Below are 15,884 nucleotides of genomic sequence, written 5' to 3'. Positions count from 1 at the left end.
AAACATGTTCTGATATGTATATCGGTTTTGAACGAAATATACACAGGGATAGACGATATGACGCGCATCTACATCTACGATCACTGCCCATTCTGCGTGCGAGCGACTATGGTGGCAGGCTACAAAAAGGTGCCTTTTCAGCGTGAAGTCTTGCTGAATGATGATGAGCAGACCTGTTTTGATCTGATAGGCAAGAAAATGCTGCCGGTGCTGCAGCACGGTGAGCAGGTGATCGGTGAAAGCCTGGATATCTGCCAGAAACTGGATGAGATCGGTGATGCCGAGCGGGTCATTCTGCCTCAAACGGCCTTGGCTGAGCAGTTCTCCGAAGCGTTTTCCGCCGCGCAGCCAGCGAACTGGAAGCTGAATTTCGCCCGTGTCACCCGTATTGGCCTGCCGGAGTTCGCCACCGACAGCGCCCGCGATTATTTCCGCGGCAAGAAAGAAGAGATGATTGGCGAAACGTTTGAAGAGGCTTTTGCCAAGACCGATGAATATCTGCCGCCGGTTAACCAGGCGCTGGCCAATCTGCCGACACTGACGCTGCCCTCCGAGAGGGAAGGCCGGTTGAGCTGGGATGACGTGATGATCTTCCCGATGCTGCGCAGCCTGACCCTGGTGAATGGACTCGAGTGGCCTGAGCCAGTACGCAATTACCTGAATGAGGTCGCGGACCTGACACGTTTGGACCTCTATTTCGATCGCGCTATCTGATCCTTATCTGTTCTTGCTGCTGTCGACCGCTCAGAGCGGCAACAGCATCCCCTGGCGGCTGAGCAGCCAGCGGTCCAGGTCTTCGGCGAGTTCCAGGTGACCGGAGTAGTGTTGCCTGGCTTCATCGCGGATTTCGCTGATGCGATGGCCGCCGGAGCGTTTCGCCGGCGGGCGCTTGGAGGCGAAGGCGTACCTGGGGCTGAAATGGGTCAGCAGCAGGTTGGGGATGCCGGCCTGCTCAGCAAAGCTGGCGACTCGTTGTGCGCTGGAATGCTGGGGTTCCGGACCCACCTGTTGCAGCACCTCTTCGGTGTAGGTGGCCTCATGGATCAGCAGATCCGCCTGATCACAGGCGGCGCTAAGACATTCCGGCGTATCGTTATCGCCGGCGATAACCACTACCCGGGGTTTACGCGACAGCTGGGTATAGTCGGCACTTAGCAGCGTTCTGCCATCATCCAGCTGCACATCCTCACCGCGCTGCAAGCTGGCGTAGGCTGGCCCCGCAGCCACGCCTTCTGCATGCAGCCGTTCCACATCCAATTGCAGCGGCACATCGAGCTCCTCGACGCGATAACCCCAGCACTGGGTACGGTGGCTCAGCGGTGAGGCAGTAACGCGAAAGCCTGCGGCTTCGTGGCACAGCGCCTCCGAGACCTCAATAAACTCGAGCGGGTACTCCAGGTAAAGCTCGGTGGTGCGGATCACCGCATCGATAAACTCCCAGGCCTGACGCGGACCGATCAGCGTCAGTGGCGCCGTACGCCCGGTGAGCTGGCAGGAGGCCAGCAGTCCCGGCAGGCCATAGCAGTGGTCGCCGTGAATATGGGTGATCAGGATTGTTTCGAGCCGGTGCGGTGACAGCGGGGTGTGCAGCAGTCGGTGCTGGGTCGCTTCGCCGCAGTCTACCAGTATCCAGGGTTTGCCGGTTTCTGGCTGTACCGCGGTGGCGCTGAGGTTACGTTGCTTGGTCGGTGAGCCGGAAGAGGTGCCGAGGAAGGTGATTTTCAACGCCAGAGATTCCAAATAACTGCCATGGTCACCCGAGTGTAAAACAGACCGGCGCGACTTGGCCACGCCGGTTATGACATTACTGCATCAGGCGATATCCCTGTCGGAGGGCGCTCGCTTGCGGCCGGTGAGCATCGCTTTGACCAGGCTTTCCCTGTGTCGCACGCTGGCCAGGATCACGCCGGCCAGATGCAGCCCTGCGAACATCAGCAGCAGGTTGGCGAGAAATTCATGGGTTTCCTCAACCCAGTCTTCACCCCAGAACTGGTCGGTGGTGTAGAGCCAGCCGGTGAAGGTGAGCAGCGACAGCCCCAGCAGCAGCGCCAGCACCATCATGCCTCCTGCCGGGTTATGGCCGATATGGCGGGCTTCGCGTCCCTTGCAGATATCCTTCAGATAGGCGACCACCCGTGACGGGGTGTGGATAAAGTGGCGGAAGCGGGCGTAGCGCGGGCCCGCAAGACCCCAGAGGATGCGAAAGGCGATCAGGCCCATCACGGTATAACCCGCGACCTCATGCAGGTCCTGCCATTCATCTGCACTGAGCCAGGCCACCGCAAAGCAGGTCACCAGCGACCAGTGAAAGATGCGAACCATCGGATCCCAGACTTTGACGGTGGTTTTCATTTGAGCGTCCCCTGCTTAGTCGTCCATTTTGACCAGTTCAAAGGTCTTCGGGTTGAAATAGGCTTCTACCTTTTCGCCGTTTTCATCCCAGCCGTAGACCTCGTAGCAGCCGTCATCGACCTTGGTTTTTTTGATCTTCCAGCCTTTGTCGGTGATCGCCTGTTCGAAGGCTTCCATGCTCTGCCACTGATCTTCAGGAACATCGCAAAGATCCTTGGCAAAAGCGCTGCTGGAGATGGCACCAAAAGCGATAGCGGCGAGAGCGAGAAATTTTTTCATTGTTGGTTCCTCGTTGAGTAAGTTGACGGGAACCAGATTAGGCAGGGTGTCTTAAACGAACCTTAAGCCTCACAGGGAATGAGGTTAAGTTTTGCAAAGCTGTGCGTCGAAATGGAGGCTTTTTGCTGCTATCTACAAACAAAAAGCCCCTCCGGCGAGGGAGGGGCTTTCATCAGCTTAAGCTCAGGCGTTCAACTTAGCCGCTGAACTTAGCCGCCGAACTTGGCCTTGGCTTCCTGGCGGCGACGGTGCAGAACCGGCTCGGTGTAGCCGTTCGGCTGTTCGCGGCCCTTGAGTACCAGGTCGCAGGCGGCCTGGAAGGCTACGGAGCCGTCGAAATCGGCAGCCATCGGACGGTAAGCGGCGTCGCCTTCGTTCTGGCGGTCCACAACCGCGGCCATACGCTGCATGGTTTCCATCACCTGTGCTTCCGAGCAGACGCCGTGGTGGAGCCAGTTGGCGATATGCTGGCTGGAGATACGCAGGGTGGCGCGGTCTTCCATCAGGCCGATATCGTTGATATCCGGCACCTTGGAGCAGCCGACACCCTGGTCAACCCAGCGCACTACATAGCCGAGAATACCCTGGGCGTTGTTGTCGAGCTCTTCCTGGATCTGCTCGGCGCTCCAGTCCGGGTTCTGTGCCACCGGAATGGTGAGGATATCTTCCAGTGCCGCACGCGGGCGGGACTTGAGCTCCTCCTGACGGGCGAATACATCCACCTTGTGGTAGTGCAGCGCGTGCAGGGTCGCGGCGGTCGGTGACGGAACCCAGGCGGTATTGGCGCCGGCCAGCGGGTGGCCGATCTTGGCTTCCAGCATGCCGGCCATCAGATCCGGCATCGCCCACATACCCTTACCGATCTGGGCACGACCGCTGAGGCCGCAGGCCAGGCCGGTGTCCACGTTCCAGTCTTCGTAGGCCTTGATCCAGGCGGCGCCTTTCATGTCGCCCTTGCGGATCATCGGGCCCGCTTCCATGGAGGTGTGAATCTCGTCACCGGTACGGTCGAGGAAGCCGGTGTTGATAAACACCACGCGCTCCTTGGCGGCACGGATACACTCTTTCAGGTTCACCGTGGTACGGCGCTCCTCGTCCATGATCCCCACCTTCATGGTGTAACGATCAAGGTTGAGCGCGTCTTCGATACGGGCGAAAAGTTCGTTGGTGAAGGCAACCTCTTCCGGACCGTGCATTTTCGGCTTAACGATGTAGATAGAGCCGGTAACGGTGTTGCGGAACTGGCCGTTGCCCTTCACGTCGTGAACGGAGATCAGCGTGGTGACCAGGCCGTCCAGGATCCCTTCCGGAATCTCGTTGCCGTCCTTGTCGATGATCGCCGGGTTGGTCATCAGGTGACCCACGTTACGCACGAACATCAGGCTGCGGCCCTTCAGCGCTACTTCGCCACCGTTCGGGCTGGTGTAGACGCGGTCCGGGTTCATGCGACGGGTGAAAGTCTTGCCGCCCTTGCTGACCTCTTCGGTCAGATCGCCTTTCATCAGGCCTAGCCAGTTGCGGTAAACCAGTACTTTGTCTTCGGCATCGACGGCGGCGATGGAGTCTTCACAGTCCATGATGGTGCTGAGTGCCGATTCCATCAGGATATCTTTGACGTTGGCGGCATCGGTCTTGCCGATCATATCTTCGGCGTCGACCTGGATCTCGAAGTGCAGACCGTTATGCTCCAGCGCGATAGCGTCGGGACGAGCGGCATCGCCGTTGAAACCGATCAGCTGTGACGGGTCTTTCAGGCCGGATTCGCTGCCATCGGCCAGGGTCACAGCCAGCTTGCCGTTGTTGATGCTGTAAGCGGTGGAGTCCTTGTGGGAGCCCTGTTCCAGCGGCGCGTAGTCGTCGAGGAACTTGCGCGCAAAGGCGATAACCTTGGCGCCGCGCACCGGGTTGTAGGCGCTGCCAGCTTCGGCGCCGCCCTCGTTGGAGATGGCGTCGGTGCCGTACAGGGCGTTGTAGAGGCTACCCCAGCGGGCGTTGGCCGCGTTCAGGGCGTAGCGGGCGTTCATCACCGGCACGACCAGCTGCGGGCCGGCCATGGTGGCCATCTCGGGGTCCACGTTGCTGGTGGTGGCCTTGAAGTCTTCGCCTTCCGGCAGCAGGTAGCCGATCTCGGTCAGGAAGCGGGTGTAGGCGGTGAAGTCGAACTCGCCGCGGTTCTGGCGGTGCCATTCGTCGATCTGCGCCTGGAGGTCGTCACGTTTGGCCAGTAGCTCACGGTTACGCGGTGCCATGTCGTGCACGATGGCATCAAATGCCGCCCAGTAGGCGTCCGCATCCACGCCTGTGCCCGGCAGGGCTTCATTGTTGATGAAGTTATAGAGATCTTCAGCGACCTGAAGGCCGCCAACCTGTACGCGTTGACTCATGAGGACTGCCTCTTTTTCGTGTTTATAGTCTCCCGGCTCCTGCGAGGCTGCGTGGCCAGAAATTGGGTTACGAATGCAGGGTTGCATTGTGCAATGCGAAAATAGCGCAATTCAGCGCAGATGTAACCCCTCTTGGCCTAAAGTATGAAAAAGGAGAGTTTTCGTGTTATTTGGCAACACGATTACTGGATTTTTTCAGATTTTAGCGCGTGTTTTTGTTGTTTTTTTACTAGGGAAAAGCCGCTGATCAGCCTCAATAGCGGGCGGGGTTGTTTCTTATGATCCTATAAATAACATTATGAAACAAATGATTCATAAGCGTTTTCAACGCTGTGCCGGTGCCATAAATGGCGCCCTTCAAGGGATGAGCAGGGCGTTTCAGGGATGTTGCCGAGCCTATCCAGTATCACGCGTTTATTAATCAGCGCTCTTATTTCGCACTTTTATATACCCAAACTCTCATCTCACAACACACATGGGTGTGCCGGCCAGAGGGTCGGTATGGATCTCCGCATCCACGGAGAACACCTGGCGCAGCAGTTCAGGGGTCAGGATTGCATCCGGCGTGCCCTCGGCAACGATCTGCCCCTGGTGCATCACCACCAGGTGATCGCAGTAGCGGCTGGCCTGGTTGATATCGTGCAGAACACTGATGACGGTTTTGCCGCGCTGATTTAGCTGTCGCAACAGATGCATCAGCTCGACCTGATGGTTCAGGTCCATGTAGGTGGTGGGCTCATCCAGCAGCAGGTAGTCGGTGTCCTGTGCCAGGGTGGTGGCGAGCCAGGCGCGCTGGCGCTGCCCGCCGGAAAGTTCCGAAACGAGCCGGTCCGCCAGCGGCTCTATGCCGGTGGCGCTCATGGCGCTGGCAACCGCATCCCTGTCTTCAGCGCTCAGCTTGCCCCAGAAACCGGTGTAGGGACTGCGTCCATAGGCGACCAGCTCTTTCACCCGAATTCCTTCCGGAATTGGCTGGGTCTGCGGCAGCAGCGCCAGTTGCCGCGCTACCTGGCGCGATGGCAGGCTATGCAGCGCTTCACCTTTCCAGCTGACCTGGCCGCTTTGCGGTGTCAGCAGACGTACCAGGGTTTTCAACAGGGTCGATTTGCCGCAACCGTTGGGGCCGAGCAGTGCGGTGATTTTGCCGTGGGGGATGCGCAGGGATACGTCCTGCAGAATCGGCCGCTCGCCATAACCGACGCAGAGGTTTTCGGTGCACAGCAGTGCGTTTGCGGTATCCGGCATAGTCAGCGCACCTTCTTGAGCAGGTAGATAAAGTAAGGCCCGCCAAGAATAGCGGTCATGATGCCGGCGGGCAGTTCGATGGGCGGTTTGATGATACGGGTGGCCAGGTCTGCCAGTAGAAGCAGCAGCGCCCCGGTGAGCATGGCCACGGGAATCAACCGCTGGTGTCGACCGCCAACGAGCCGGCGCGCCAGATGAGGCGCCATCAGGCCAATAAAGCCGATCGGTCCGCAAACGGCCACCGAAGCGGCAGTGAGGCCAACGGCCAGGGCCAGCGCCATAAACCGGGTCTGCGGCACAGCCGAGCCCAGAGTAGTGGCGTAGTCATCGCCGAGATTGTTCAGGTTAAGCCGCTGACAGAGTCCCACCGCCAGCGGCATCAGCGCCACCGCCGGCAGAACCAGCCAGAGCTGCTCCCAGCTGCGGCCCCAGAGGCTGCCGGTCAGCCAGAGCAGGGCGTCGTTGAGGTTTTGCGGCCGGGTCAGCATGACAAAGTCGATGGCGCTGGCATAAAACGCCGCCAGGGCGACGCCGGTAATGGCGATCTTTATGGGTGAGGCGTGCCTGCCGCAGAGCAGCCAGAGAATCAGCGCAGCGCCCAGGGCTCCCAGCAGTGATACCACCGGCAGCCAGAGGCTGGAAACCTCGGGGTAGAGTGCGATCAGGATCACCGCCGCCAGGCTCGCGCCCTGGGAAACGCCGAGCAGGTCCGGCGACGCCAGCGGATTGCGGATCACGCCCTGCACCAGCACACCGGCCAGGGCCAGGCTGGCGCCGACGATCAGGGCCAGCAGCAGTCGCGGCAGACGCAGTTCATGAACAATGAAGTAGTTCTCATGGCCGCTCTGCAAACCCTGGAGTACTGCGGTGAAGGGCAGATTAACCGCGCCCAGCTGCAGGTTCATAGCCGCAGCGGCGGCAACGGCAAAGCAGAGTATCAGGCCGGTGCGAAGCGCTGGATTCATGAGCGCGCCCTGATCATATAGAGGAAAAAGGGTGCACCGATCAGCGCCAGAATAGCGCCGGCCGGGGTCTCGGTGGGATAGACGACGCCGCGGCTCAATGTATCGGCGGCCACCACCAGCAGCGCGCCCAGCAGCATCGACAGAGGTATCACCTTGCGCTGGTCGGGGCCGACCCAGGCGCGGGCCATATGAGGCACCAGCAGGCCGACGAAAGCGATGGCTCCGGCGGTGGCGATGGCGGCCGCCACCAGCACCAGTGCGGTCAGGCTCGCCAGCAGGCGGATGCGGCCCAGGCGCAGGCCCAGGTTGCGTGCCTGGTCTTCGCCCATACTCAGCAGGTTTAGTGCGGGCGTCAGCAACGTCGCCGCCAGCAGGCCGATCAGCGCCAGGGGCCAGAGTCGTGAATAGTCGTCCCAGCCGACGTTGGCCAGACTGCCGGTTAGCCAGGTGATCACGCTGCGGGCCTGCTCTTCCGCCAGAATCATGCTGGCGCGGGTGATCGCAGCGCAAAGTGCCGAGATCGCAAGCCCGGCCAGAATCAGCCGGCCACGCTCGGCCCCGGGCTGCCAGGCGGCGCCGAGCAGCATCACCAGCATCCAGGCGCAGCCACCGCCGATAACCGCTGCGCCAGGCAGCAGCAGATCGGTTTGCCAGCTGATGAAGATCGATGCCAGGGCTACGCCCAGGGCGGCGCCGGCGTTAACGCCAAACAGCCCCGGTGATGCCAGCGAATTCTGCGTCAGCCCCTGCATCACGGCGCCGGCCACGGCAAAACAGGCGCCGACGATGGCAGCGATCAGCACCCGCGGCAGACGCAGGTCCAGCACCACGGTCTGCACCACCGAGGTGGGTTGTGGCGCGATCAGCGCGTTCAAGGCTTCATGCGCGGTGATCGGCAGCGCCGACCAGGTAAACAGCGATACCCAGCCGCAGACCAGAAGCAACAGTGCAGCGACCAGGTATTTGGCCGGCCAGGGCAGCGACATCTCTAGCCCTGTCCCAGCAGGCTGACCAGATCGGCCGCCATCTGCTCGGCAGCGAGTATACCGGGGCCGCGCACCCAGATATTGGCATCCACCGGATAGACGTGATTGTTCTGTACCGCACTCAGCAACTGCCAGAGGGGTTGCTTCTGCCATTGCTGGAGCAGATTGGCATCGTTGTAGCGGCCCACAACCAGGTGCGGGGGATTAAACGCGAGCAGCTGTTCCAGGCCGATCTGGCGCACTTCGTCGCTGTCACTGCGGTTAATGCTGGGCACGCTGAGGCCCAGGGTGCGGATCAGGCCGCCAATGAAGGAGTCGGGGGCATGGGCGTACAGATTTTTGGGCGTGGCGACGGCGAACTGAATCTCTGTCTGCTGCGGCAGCTGTGTCGCGAACTTCTCCATCGTTTGTTGATGTGCTTCCAGGCGGGTCTGCATCTGCTGCTCTTTGCCCAGCGCCCTGGAGATTACCAGCTCCGAGTTCAGGGTTTCGGCGTAGCTGGCGCGGCGTGAGGGCAGGATCAGCGTCGGTGCGATTTTCTGCAGCTGTGCGTAGACAGCACCATGACGATCGATATCGGCGATGATCAGGTCTGGTTTCAGCGCGGCGATGGTTTCCAGGCTGGGCTGGGCGCGGGTGCCCACCGACTGCCAGCCGCCGATCGATGCACGAATTTCCGGCAGCAGCCGCTCCGGCGCATTGTCATCGGCTACCCCCACCGGTTTGACGCCAAGCGTAGCCAGGGCGTCGACAAAGGGGTACTCCAGCGCCACGATCCGTTGGGGCACTCCTTCCAGCTGTAACTCTCCGAAACCGGGCATCTCTATGGTTGCGCCCGCCTGCGCCTGCACCGCGCAAAAGGGCAGCGCGAAAATCAGCCAGAATCTGATAATCCAGTGTTTGAAAACTGCTTTCATTGAGTAGCTCCGAGAGACTGATTTGGTCAGCGCGGCGGGATTGGACGAAAAAGACCTTACAGAAAATGCTTGATAATCATGAGGTTTGACTTATTTCGATAATGCAAATGATAATACTTCTACTTTAGTCGATCAATAAAAGCTGGATCGCTTGAATTGCCGTGTTTGTGTACGTGTTTGAATTGGAGATTTGGTGCGATGCAGTATGCCGCCCGTGTAAAAAGCGCTCGTGGAAAAACCGCGCGTCTAAAAAACCTGGCTTTGGTGATCGGGGCTATCAGCTTGCCCGCACAGGCGGAGACAGTGACAAATCTGGACACCCTGGTGATCGAGGCGGATGCGCTGAAGGCAGAGCCGGGCGGCACGATGAAGAGCGCTGCGCCGGCAGACAGCCAGTCGCTGACCCTGGGTAACGTGGGTAAAGAAAAGATCGAATCCCTGCAGGTTAACGATATTTCGGAGGCGATCGACACCATCTCGGGTATCCATCGTATCGGTGGTGGCACCAACTACGACTATGTCTCACGCGGATTCAGCCTGACCCGTGATAACGTCAAGATGGATGGCATGAACGCCTGGGCGCTGAAAGATCAGAGCATGCCGGCTATTCTGCTGGACGACGTGGAGGTGCTGAAGGGCGTGGGCTCCATGTTCTACGGCAGCCAGGAGCCGGGCGGCACCATCAACCTGGTGACCAAGAAGCCGCAGGCTGAACGCTATAACGAGATCGACCTGCAGGGCGGTGCCTGGCTCAGCGATGATACGGATGCCGGATGGGGCAAGAGTGCGCTCTCCTTCGACTCCACCGGAGAGCTGGGCGAGCGCAGCGACGTACTTTACCGGGTGATCGGCGAATACCGTGACGATAAGGGATTTCGTGATTACGAGGACAAGGACGGTTACTTCCTGGCGCCGATGCTGACCTGGCTGATCGATGATAGACAGTCACTGACGGCGCAGTTCGAAGTCACCCGCTACGACTATAATTATCCGTCCGGTCTGGTGGCGGCTGAGTCCGATATCAAGCAGGTGGCCGATATCACCACCAACTATCTAGGTCCGCAGAACGATGCCACCGATGAAGGTGTTGCGGCATCGCTGACTTACAACCGTGATCTGGGTAACGGCTGGAGCAGCGTCACCAAGTGGCGCAGCGTCTGGCACGAAGATGAGCGCGCCACCTTCTGGGTCCGCTCGGTGAGAGATGGCACCGTTAAGCGTTCCTACCGTCATCTGCTGAACAAGCAGGAGAACCACTCGCTGGACTCCTACTTCACCGGTGAGGTGACGACCGGCTCTATTGCGCACCGCCTGACGCTGGGTGGCAGCTACGCGTACACCCGCAACGATTTCAATCGCCTTAACTGGGGCAACATCGACAGCGCCCTGGATCTGGATCTGTATAACCCGGTTCATGACTACATCGACCTCGACAGCATCAGTAACGGCGATGGCCTGCACCGGGTATTTACCTACGACACCTACAGTCTCTACGGCCAGGATGTGATCGCCCTGACCGATAAGCTGGATCTGCAGGCGGGGCTGCGCTACGACTGGCAGCATCGTGAGATGGAAGCCAAGGCGTACACCAATGTCAGCGGCCGGTCTTACGAAGCGGAGCTCTATGAAACGAATGAGGACTTTCTGACCCCGACCCTGGGGCTGAGCTACCGCCTCAACAATGACTGGCGTCTGCACGGCTCTTATTCGGAGTCCTACGAAACCAGTGCCGTCAGCAATACCGACGCCGATGGCAACACCTTCGATCCGGAGACCGGCAAGCAGTACGAAGTCGGAATTCACTACACCCCGGCGGCCGACTGGAACGCGGAGCTGGTGCTGTTCCAGATCAACAAGGAAAACGTGATCGTCAGCGGTGATGATGGTTACAGTGCGGCCCTGGGCGAAGTACGCAGCCGCGGTGCGGAGCTGGGGCTGGGCTGGAATCCCACATCACGTCTGGCGCTGCAGGCGAGCTATACGCTGCTGGATACGGTTATTCTCACGGGCGACCAGGACAGTACGGATAACGAAGAGGGTAATGAATTCCTCAACTCGCCGCGCAACCAGATCAGTCTGCAGGCGCAGTACAAGGCCAGTGAGGCGCTGGATCTTGGCGCTGTGTTCTTCGCTCAGAGTCGCCGCTACGGCAGCAGCGACAATGAACTGGAACTGCCGGGCTTTGGCCGCCTGGACCTGACCGCCAGCTTCCAGCTGAGCCCGGATCTGGATATGGGTCTGGCGCTGAAGAACGTGTTCGACAAGCAGTATTACCTGGCGGCAGACAGGGATACAGCGATCTACCCGGGCGCACCGCGCTTCCTGCAGGCAAGCCTCAAGTACAGGTTCTAAGGTCGGTTGCTACCCTGAAAAACCGCCGCACACTGCGGCGGTTTTTTGTTCACTCCGGTATCAGGACTTGGGCACATTGGGTGGCGTTCGGAACAGATGCACATCCAGCTGCGGGAAGGCGATCTCTATTCCCGCGTCCTTGAACAGGCGGTCGATGCGGTGATTCAGCCCGTCTGTAACCGGGATACGGTCCTCCATGCGGCTCACATATACACGCAGGTCGAAGTCCAGTGAGCTCTCGCCGAAGGCGCGGAAGTAGGCGCTGGGCGCCGGGTCTTCCAGCACTTCGGAGTGTTCCTCGGCGGCCTGGACCAGCAGCTCCTTAACCTTCTGGGTATCGCTGCCATAGGCGGCGCCCACGGTCAGCACGATACGGGTAGTGGCGTCGGTCAGTGACCAGTTGATCAGTCGCTCGGTTATAAACGTCTTGTTGGGGATGATCACTTCCTTGTTATCCCAGTCCACCAGCGTGGTGGCGCGGATCTGGATCCGGGAGACATTGCCGGTGACATCGCCGATGGTGACCGTATCGCCGATACGGATCGGTTTTTCGAACAGCAAAATGATGCCGGAGACGAAGTTCGCTACGATCTCCTGCAAACCGAAACCGAGACCTACACCCAGGGCGGCCACCAGCCACTGCAGTTTGCTCCACTCCAGGCCGAACTGACTCACACCGGACATGGTGCCGACCAGAATCAGGGAGTATTTCAGCAGCGTGGTGATGGCAAAGTTGCTGCCCGGCGTCAGGTGGATATGGCGCAGTATGAGCAGTTCCACGAGCCCCGGCAGGTTGTAGGCGGCGAGCAGGCTCAGGCCGAGTATCAGTACGCCACCGGCGATATCGGCCAGGGTGATCTGCTCCAGTACCTGGCCATCCGCGGTGCTCTGGTAGGTGCTCCACAGCGGCACCCGGTCGAGAATATGCAGCGTCGGCAGGAAGTCGCCCATGGTCAGCCAGAGGCCGAGGAACAGCAGCGCCAGGCTACTGATCTTAAGCAGTGTCCGGGTTTGCAGGGAAATGGTCTTGAGGTCGTAGTAGTTCTCCTCGACCGGGGCTTCCTCCTCCGGGTTTTCCCGCGCAGCTATCTGCTCGGCGCGTTTCTCCAGCGCCTGCTTGAACGCCAGACGGCGCTCTTCGATCTGCAGCCAGCGTACGCCGAGACGGTAAACCATGAATACCAGGGCGATCTGCAAAATAACGACCGCGAAGATCAGCATCAGGAACAGGGCGCCGAACAGGAAGCCGGCCAGGCCAAGCCCGAACATCAGCAGGTTGAAGCCGATCATGCTGCCGATCCAGAGGCGCGAGTCCTGCCACCAGCTGGGTTCGGAGGTGAGCTGGTTGAAGGCGCTGCTGGTTTTCCACATTACCCACCAGAAGCGGGTCAGCGCCAGGGTCAGCAGCAGGAACAGCAGCCGGCCGCCGGAGGCGAGCAGAGCCTGTTCCTCGATACCGTCGGCAATGATCAGCCCGGCCAGCAGTGGCAGGCTGACGATGCAGAGAATCTGCAGTTCCCGATTCAGAATGCGGCAGAGCTTGGCGGGCAGCTCCAGGTGGCCGTTGAGCAGGCCGTACGGCGTGGTCAGCCAGCCGCGGATGCACTGCGCAATAAACACGAAGGATGCGACCAGGTAGAGCAGTGGGCTCAGTGGGTCGTGCAGCGGATGTGCCGGGTTAAGGTCCTGCTGCAGCAGCAGCGCCAGTACAGGAATTGGCGCGGCAATGATCGGCGCGCCCACCAGCAGCTTCAGGGTGCGGCTGAAACGGTCCTGGGTGACGCGGCCAATGCTGTCGTGCCAGCGTTCGCGGTGTTGCTTGAAATAGCGTCGCAGCGCCACTGAGAGGGCGGCGAGCAGCAGTGGCAGGGCAATAATGGCCCAGAGCGGAATCTGGCCACGCAGCAGAGAGGTTTCGGAGTTGAAGTCGGTCAGCCGGTCTTTAAGGTGGCTGAGGCCTTCGATCAGGTCGCTGCCCCATTGGCTGTTGATCGGCGCAATGGTGGGTTGCCAGAGCAGGTGCTGGTCGACCAGTGCGCGGGCCTGTTGCAGCTGTTCGTTGATCTGCTGCTGCGTACTGAGCATCTGCGAACGGGCATTGATCAGCTGCTGACGTGATTGCTGAATCTGTTCCAGCAGACGTATGCGGTTTTCCAGGATGCGGTCGTATTGGGCCTGAGCGTCCTCGCCCAGTGAAATCACCTCCTGGGGAGGGTCAGCCCTGAGCTGTTTGGCGTTGAGCAGGTCGCGATCGGTATTCAGCTTGGCCAGGCGCAGGCGGCTGATATTGGCGCGGGTCGATTCCAGGTCGATAGGGCGAATCAGCTGGCGGGCGAAACGGTGCAGGTCGGCGTTGAGCTGCGGGATATCCAGTTCCAGCTGTTGCTGTACCAGGCGGTAACGCTCGCCGATCTGGGAGAGTCGGGTTTCCAGCTCTCGCTGACGGTTGTTGCTGACCTCGATATCGCGGACCAGCTGACGCAGGCTGTCGCTGTCACTGCGGTTCTGTCGGCTCACCTCGGCCAGGGGCTCCGGCAGGTTATCCGGCGCGGGCTCGACGCTGGCGAGGGTGCTTTCCAGTTCGCTGCGTCTCTGCTGGCCCAGCACGCTCTGCATCTGGTCGAGGGCGTTTGAGAGCTGGCTGACCTTGCGACGCGCCAGTGCCAGCTTGAGCTGGCTCAGTTCGTTCTCGCCGGGCAGTACCAGCAGCTCCAGCTCCAGCGTTTGAGCACGTTTGGCTTGCTCCTGGGTGAGTACCTCCTCCAGTGTGCGACGGGCCTGGCGTAGCTCGTCCGGCATATCGGAGCTCAGATTTTCCGAAGGCGCAGGGCTCTGCTTCAGGTGCGCCAGCTCGGCACGCAGGTTGATCAGCTGCTCGTCATTCTTCTGTACCGACTTGTCGAGCTCATCGCGCAGCTGCTCCTGCTGCACCAGTTCTGCCTTGGTCTGGATAACTTGCTGTTCAAGATGGTCTACATCATTGATGGCGGCGCTGATATCCAGCTCTTGCGGTGGCTCGGCCAGTTGATCGCGCAGCTTTTGCAGCTCTTCAGGCTGGCGCGCGATCTGCTCATTCAGGGTCTGAGTGCGCTGCTCCAGGTTGCCCAGTGACTCCAGAGTGCTCTGGGTTTTTTCATAGGCTTCGCGCAGGGCCTGGGTGGCGGGACTGGTATCGTCCGGTTTCAGCTTTTCCAGCTGGGACGCGATCGCGCTGCTGGCGGGCAGTTCGGCCAGCGCGGTATTAACGCCGGCGAAGATGAACAGCAGCAGCCCGAGCAGCAGTGAAAGCCCCCGGTTGGGGCGTAAGGTGTTAACCATATGAGTGAACAGCTCCCTTGATACAGCGTAGCGGAAGAGTACAGTCGTATATTGTGGTCAAGCTTAGAGGGATAGGGAAGTAGCCATGACCGACTCTAGCCGGAATATTCCTTTGCCAGGGTTCGATGCCGAAGGGGTCCGGGCCTGTCTGCCCGATCGACTGGCGCCGCCGGCAGCGCAGCCGCAGCTGTCGGCCTATCTGGCCTGCTACGGGCTGTCCGGGCTTGCAGCGCGCGCCGATTATGCCATTGGCCGCCTGGAGCTGGCCGGCACCGAACTGGTGGTGCAGCGCTTTTTTCAGCCTGCTGGCGCCAAAGGCACGGTGTTGCTGGTGCACGGTTATACCGACCACGCAGGTCTGTCCCGGCCGCTGCTGGAGCGGCTGTTTCAACAGGGCTGGAATCTGGTGATCTATGATCTGCCTGGCCATGGACTCTCTGCCGGTGAACCCCATGATGTGGATGATTTCTTTCGCTATACCGATCAACTGGCCGCACTGGTGCGGCAACTTCACGCTGGCTTATGCCATCCGCTGACGCTGATAGGGCACAGCACCGGTGGTGCGATTATCCTGACTATGCTGCTGCGCGAGACCGGCCTCAGCGCCCGGGAGTTGAATCCACCGGTTCTGCTGGCGCCGTTGGTCAGGCCGACGCGCTGGCGCAGTATCCGCTTCAAATACCGCTGGCTGAGCCCCTGGCTCAAGCGTGTGAAACGGTTTTATCTGACCAACAGCCACGACCCCGAGTTCCTGCGTTTTGTCCAGCAAGAGGATCCGCTGCAGCATCCCTGGATCGCGGTGGGCTGGGTCGGTGCCATGCTGACCTGGATAAACTGGGTGGAGGTGCATGGTCCCAGCCATTGGCGCCCATTGCTGATCCAGGGCAGTGAAGATACGACGGTGGAGTGGCGGCATAACCTCGACGTGTTGCGGCGGCTGTTTCCCGGTGCAGAACAGAGCCTGGTGGAGGGTGCCCGCCATCACCTGATCAATGAGACAGATCCCTGGCAGAGCGAAGTGTTCGAGCAGCTCCTGGCGTTTATTGAGCCGGAAACAAAAACGCCCGGCACTTGAGTCAAGGCCGG

At 60.2% G+C, this 15,884-nt stretch carries 12 protein-coding genes; 3 read left to right on the top strand and 9 right to left on the bottom strand.

Annotation, left to right across the window (positions count from 1 at the left end):
- The first annotated feature begins 57 nt into the window (after positions 1-57).
- Positions 58-714, top strand: a complete 657-nt coding sequence (gene grxB, locus C4S72_RS20865) for a glutaredoxin 2 (protein ID WP_104005118.1) — start codon at positions 58-60, stop codon at positions 712-714.
- A gap of 30 nt (positions 715-744) precedes the next feature.
- Here the strand turns inward: grxB and C4S72_RS20860 are convergent, their stop codons facing one another.
- From C4S72_RS20860 to C4S72_RS20825, 8 genes are all read right to left on the bottom strand, one after another.
- On the bottom strand, positions 745-1,725 hold the full coding sequence (locus tag C4S72_RS20860) for a ribonuclease Z (RefSeq protein ID WP_104005117.1): 981 nt from the start codon (positions 1,723-1,725) through the stop codon (positions 745-747).
- Between the two features lie 87 nt (positions 1,726-1,812).
- On the bottom strand, positions 1,813-2,352 hold the full coding sequence (locus C4S72_RS20855) for a cytochrome b/b6 domain-containing protein (RefSeq protein WP_104005116.1): 540 nt from the start codon (positions 2,350-2,352) through the stop codon (positions 1,813-1,815).
- A gap of 15 nt (positions 2,353-2,367) precedes the next feature.
- A complete protein-coding gene (locus tag C4S72_RS20850) occupies positions 2,368-2,631 on the bottom strand; it encodes a PepSY domain-containing protein (RefSeq protein ID WP_104005115.1) in 264 nt (87 codons plus the stop codon).
- A 209-nt stretch (positions 2,632-2,840) separates the two neighbouring features.
- A complete protein-coding gene (locus tag C4S72_RS20845; protein ID WP_104005114.1) occupies positions 2,841-5,015 on the bottom strand; it encodes a malate synthase G in 2,175 nt (724 codons plus the stop codon).
- Positions 5,016-5,474: 459 nt separating this feature from the next.
- Entirely contained in the window at positions 5,475-6,260 is a 786-nt protein-coding gene (gene fecE / locus C4S72_RS20840) for a Fe(3+) dicitrate ABC transporter ATP-binding protein FecE (protein WP_104005113.1), read from the bottom strand.
- A gap of 2 nt (positions 6,261-6,262) precedes the next feature.
- Positions 6,263-7,225 (bottom strand): Fe(3+) dicitrate ABC transporter permease subunit FecD, encoded by a 963-nt coding sequence (fecD, locus tag C4S72_RS20835; RefSeq protein ID WP_104005112.1) that lies wholly within the window; start codon positions 7,223-7,225, stop codon positions 6,263-6,265.
- The gene (locus tag C4S72_RS20830) at positions 7,222-8,211 is read right to left on the bottom strand and encodes an iron chelate uptake ABC transporter family permease subunit (RefSeq protein ID WP_104005111.1); all 990 of its coding nucleotides are present in this window, start codon (positions 8,209-8,211) and stop codon (positions 7,222-7,224) included. The genes fecD and C4S72_RS20830 overlap by 4 nt, the downstream gene beginning before the upstream one ends.
- Before the next feature lie 2 nt (positions 8,212-8,213).
- A complete protein-coding gene (locus tag C4S72_RS20825) occupies positions 8,214-9,128 on the bottom strand; it encodes a Fe(3+) dicitrate ABC transporter substrate-binding protein (RefSeq protein ID WP_235009220.1) in 915 nt (304 codons plus the stop codon).
- A 303-nt stretch (positions 9,129-9,431) separates the two neighbouring features.
- On the opposite strand from C4S72_RS20825, the gene C4S72_RS20820 reads away from it, so the two are divergent.
- On the top strand, positions 9,432-11,480 hold the full coding sequence (locus C4S72_RS20820) for a TonB-dependent siderophore receptor (RefSeq protein ID WP_160115560.1): 2,049 nt from the start codon (positions 9,432-9,434) through the stop codon (positions 11,478-11,480).
- 60 nt (positions 11,481-11,540) lie between these two features.
- Here the strand turns inward: C4S72_RS20820 and C4S72_RS20815 are convergent, their stop codons facing one another.
- Positions 11,541-14,798, bottom strand: coding sequence for a mechanosensitive ion channel domain-containing protein (locus C4S72_RS20815; protein WP_104005109.1), 3,258 nt, complete (start codon positions 14,796-14,798; stop codon positions 11,541-11,543).
- An 85-nt stretch (positions 14,799-14,883) separates the two neighbouring features.
- Between C4S72_RS20815 and C4S72_RS20810 the strand changes: the two genes are divergently transcribed.
- Positions 14,884-15,873 carry an alpha/beta hydrolase gene (locus C4S72_RS20810; RefSeq protein WP_104005108.1) on the top strand — a complete coding sequence of 330 codons (990 nt, stop codon included), beginning with the start codon at positions 14,884-14,886 and terminating at the stop codon, positions 15,871-15,873.
- Positions 15,874-15,884: the final 11 nt, after the last annotated feature.

The sequence above is a fragment of the Marinobacterium lutimaris genome, assembly GCF_900108065.1.
Lineage (GTDB): Bacteria > Pseudomonadota > Gammaproteobacteria > Pseudomonadales > Balneatricaceae > Marinobacterium_D > Marinobacterium_D lutimaris.
This window is presented reverse-complemented; position numbering and strand designations above follow the sequence as displayed.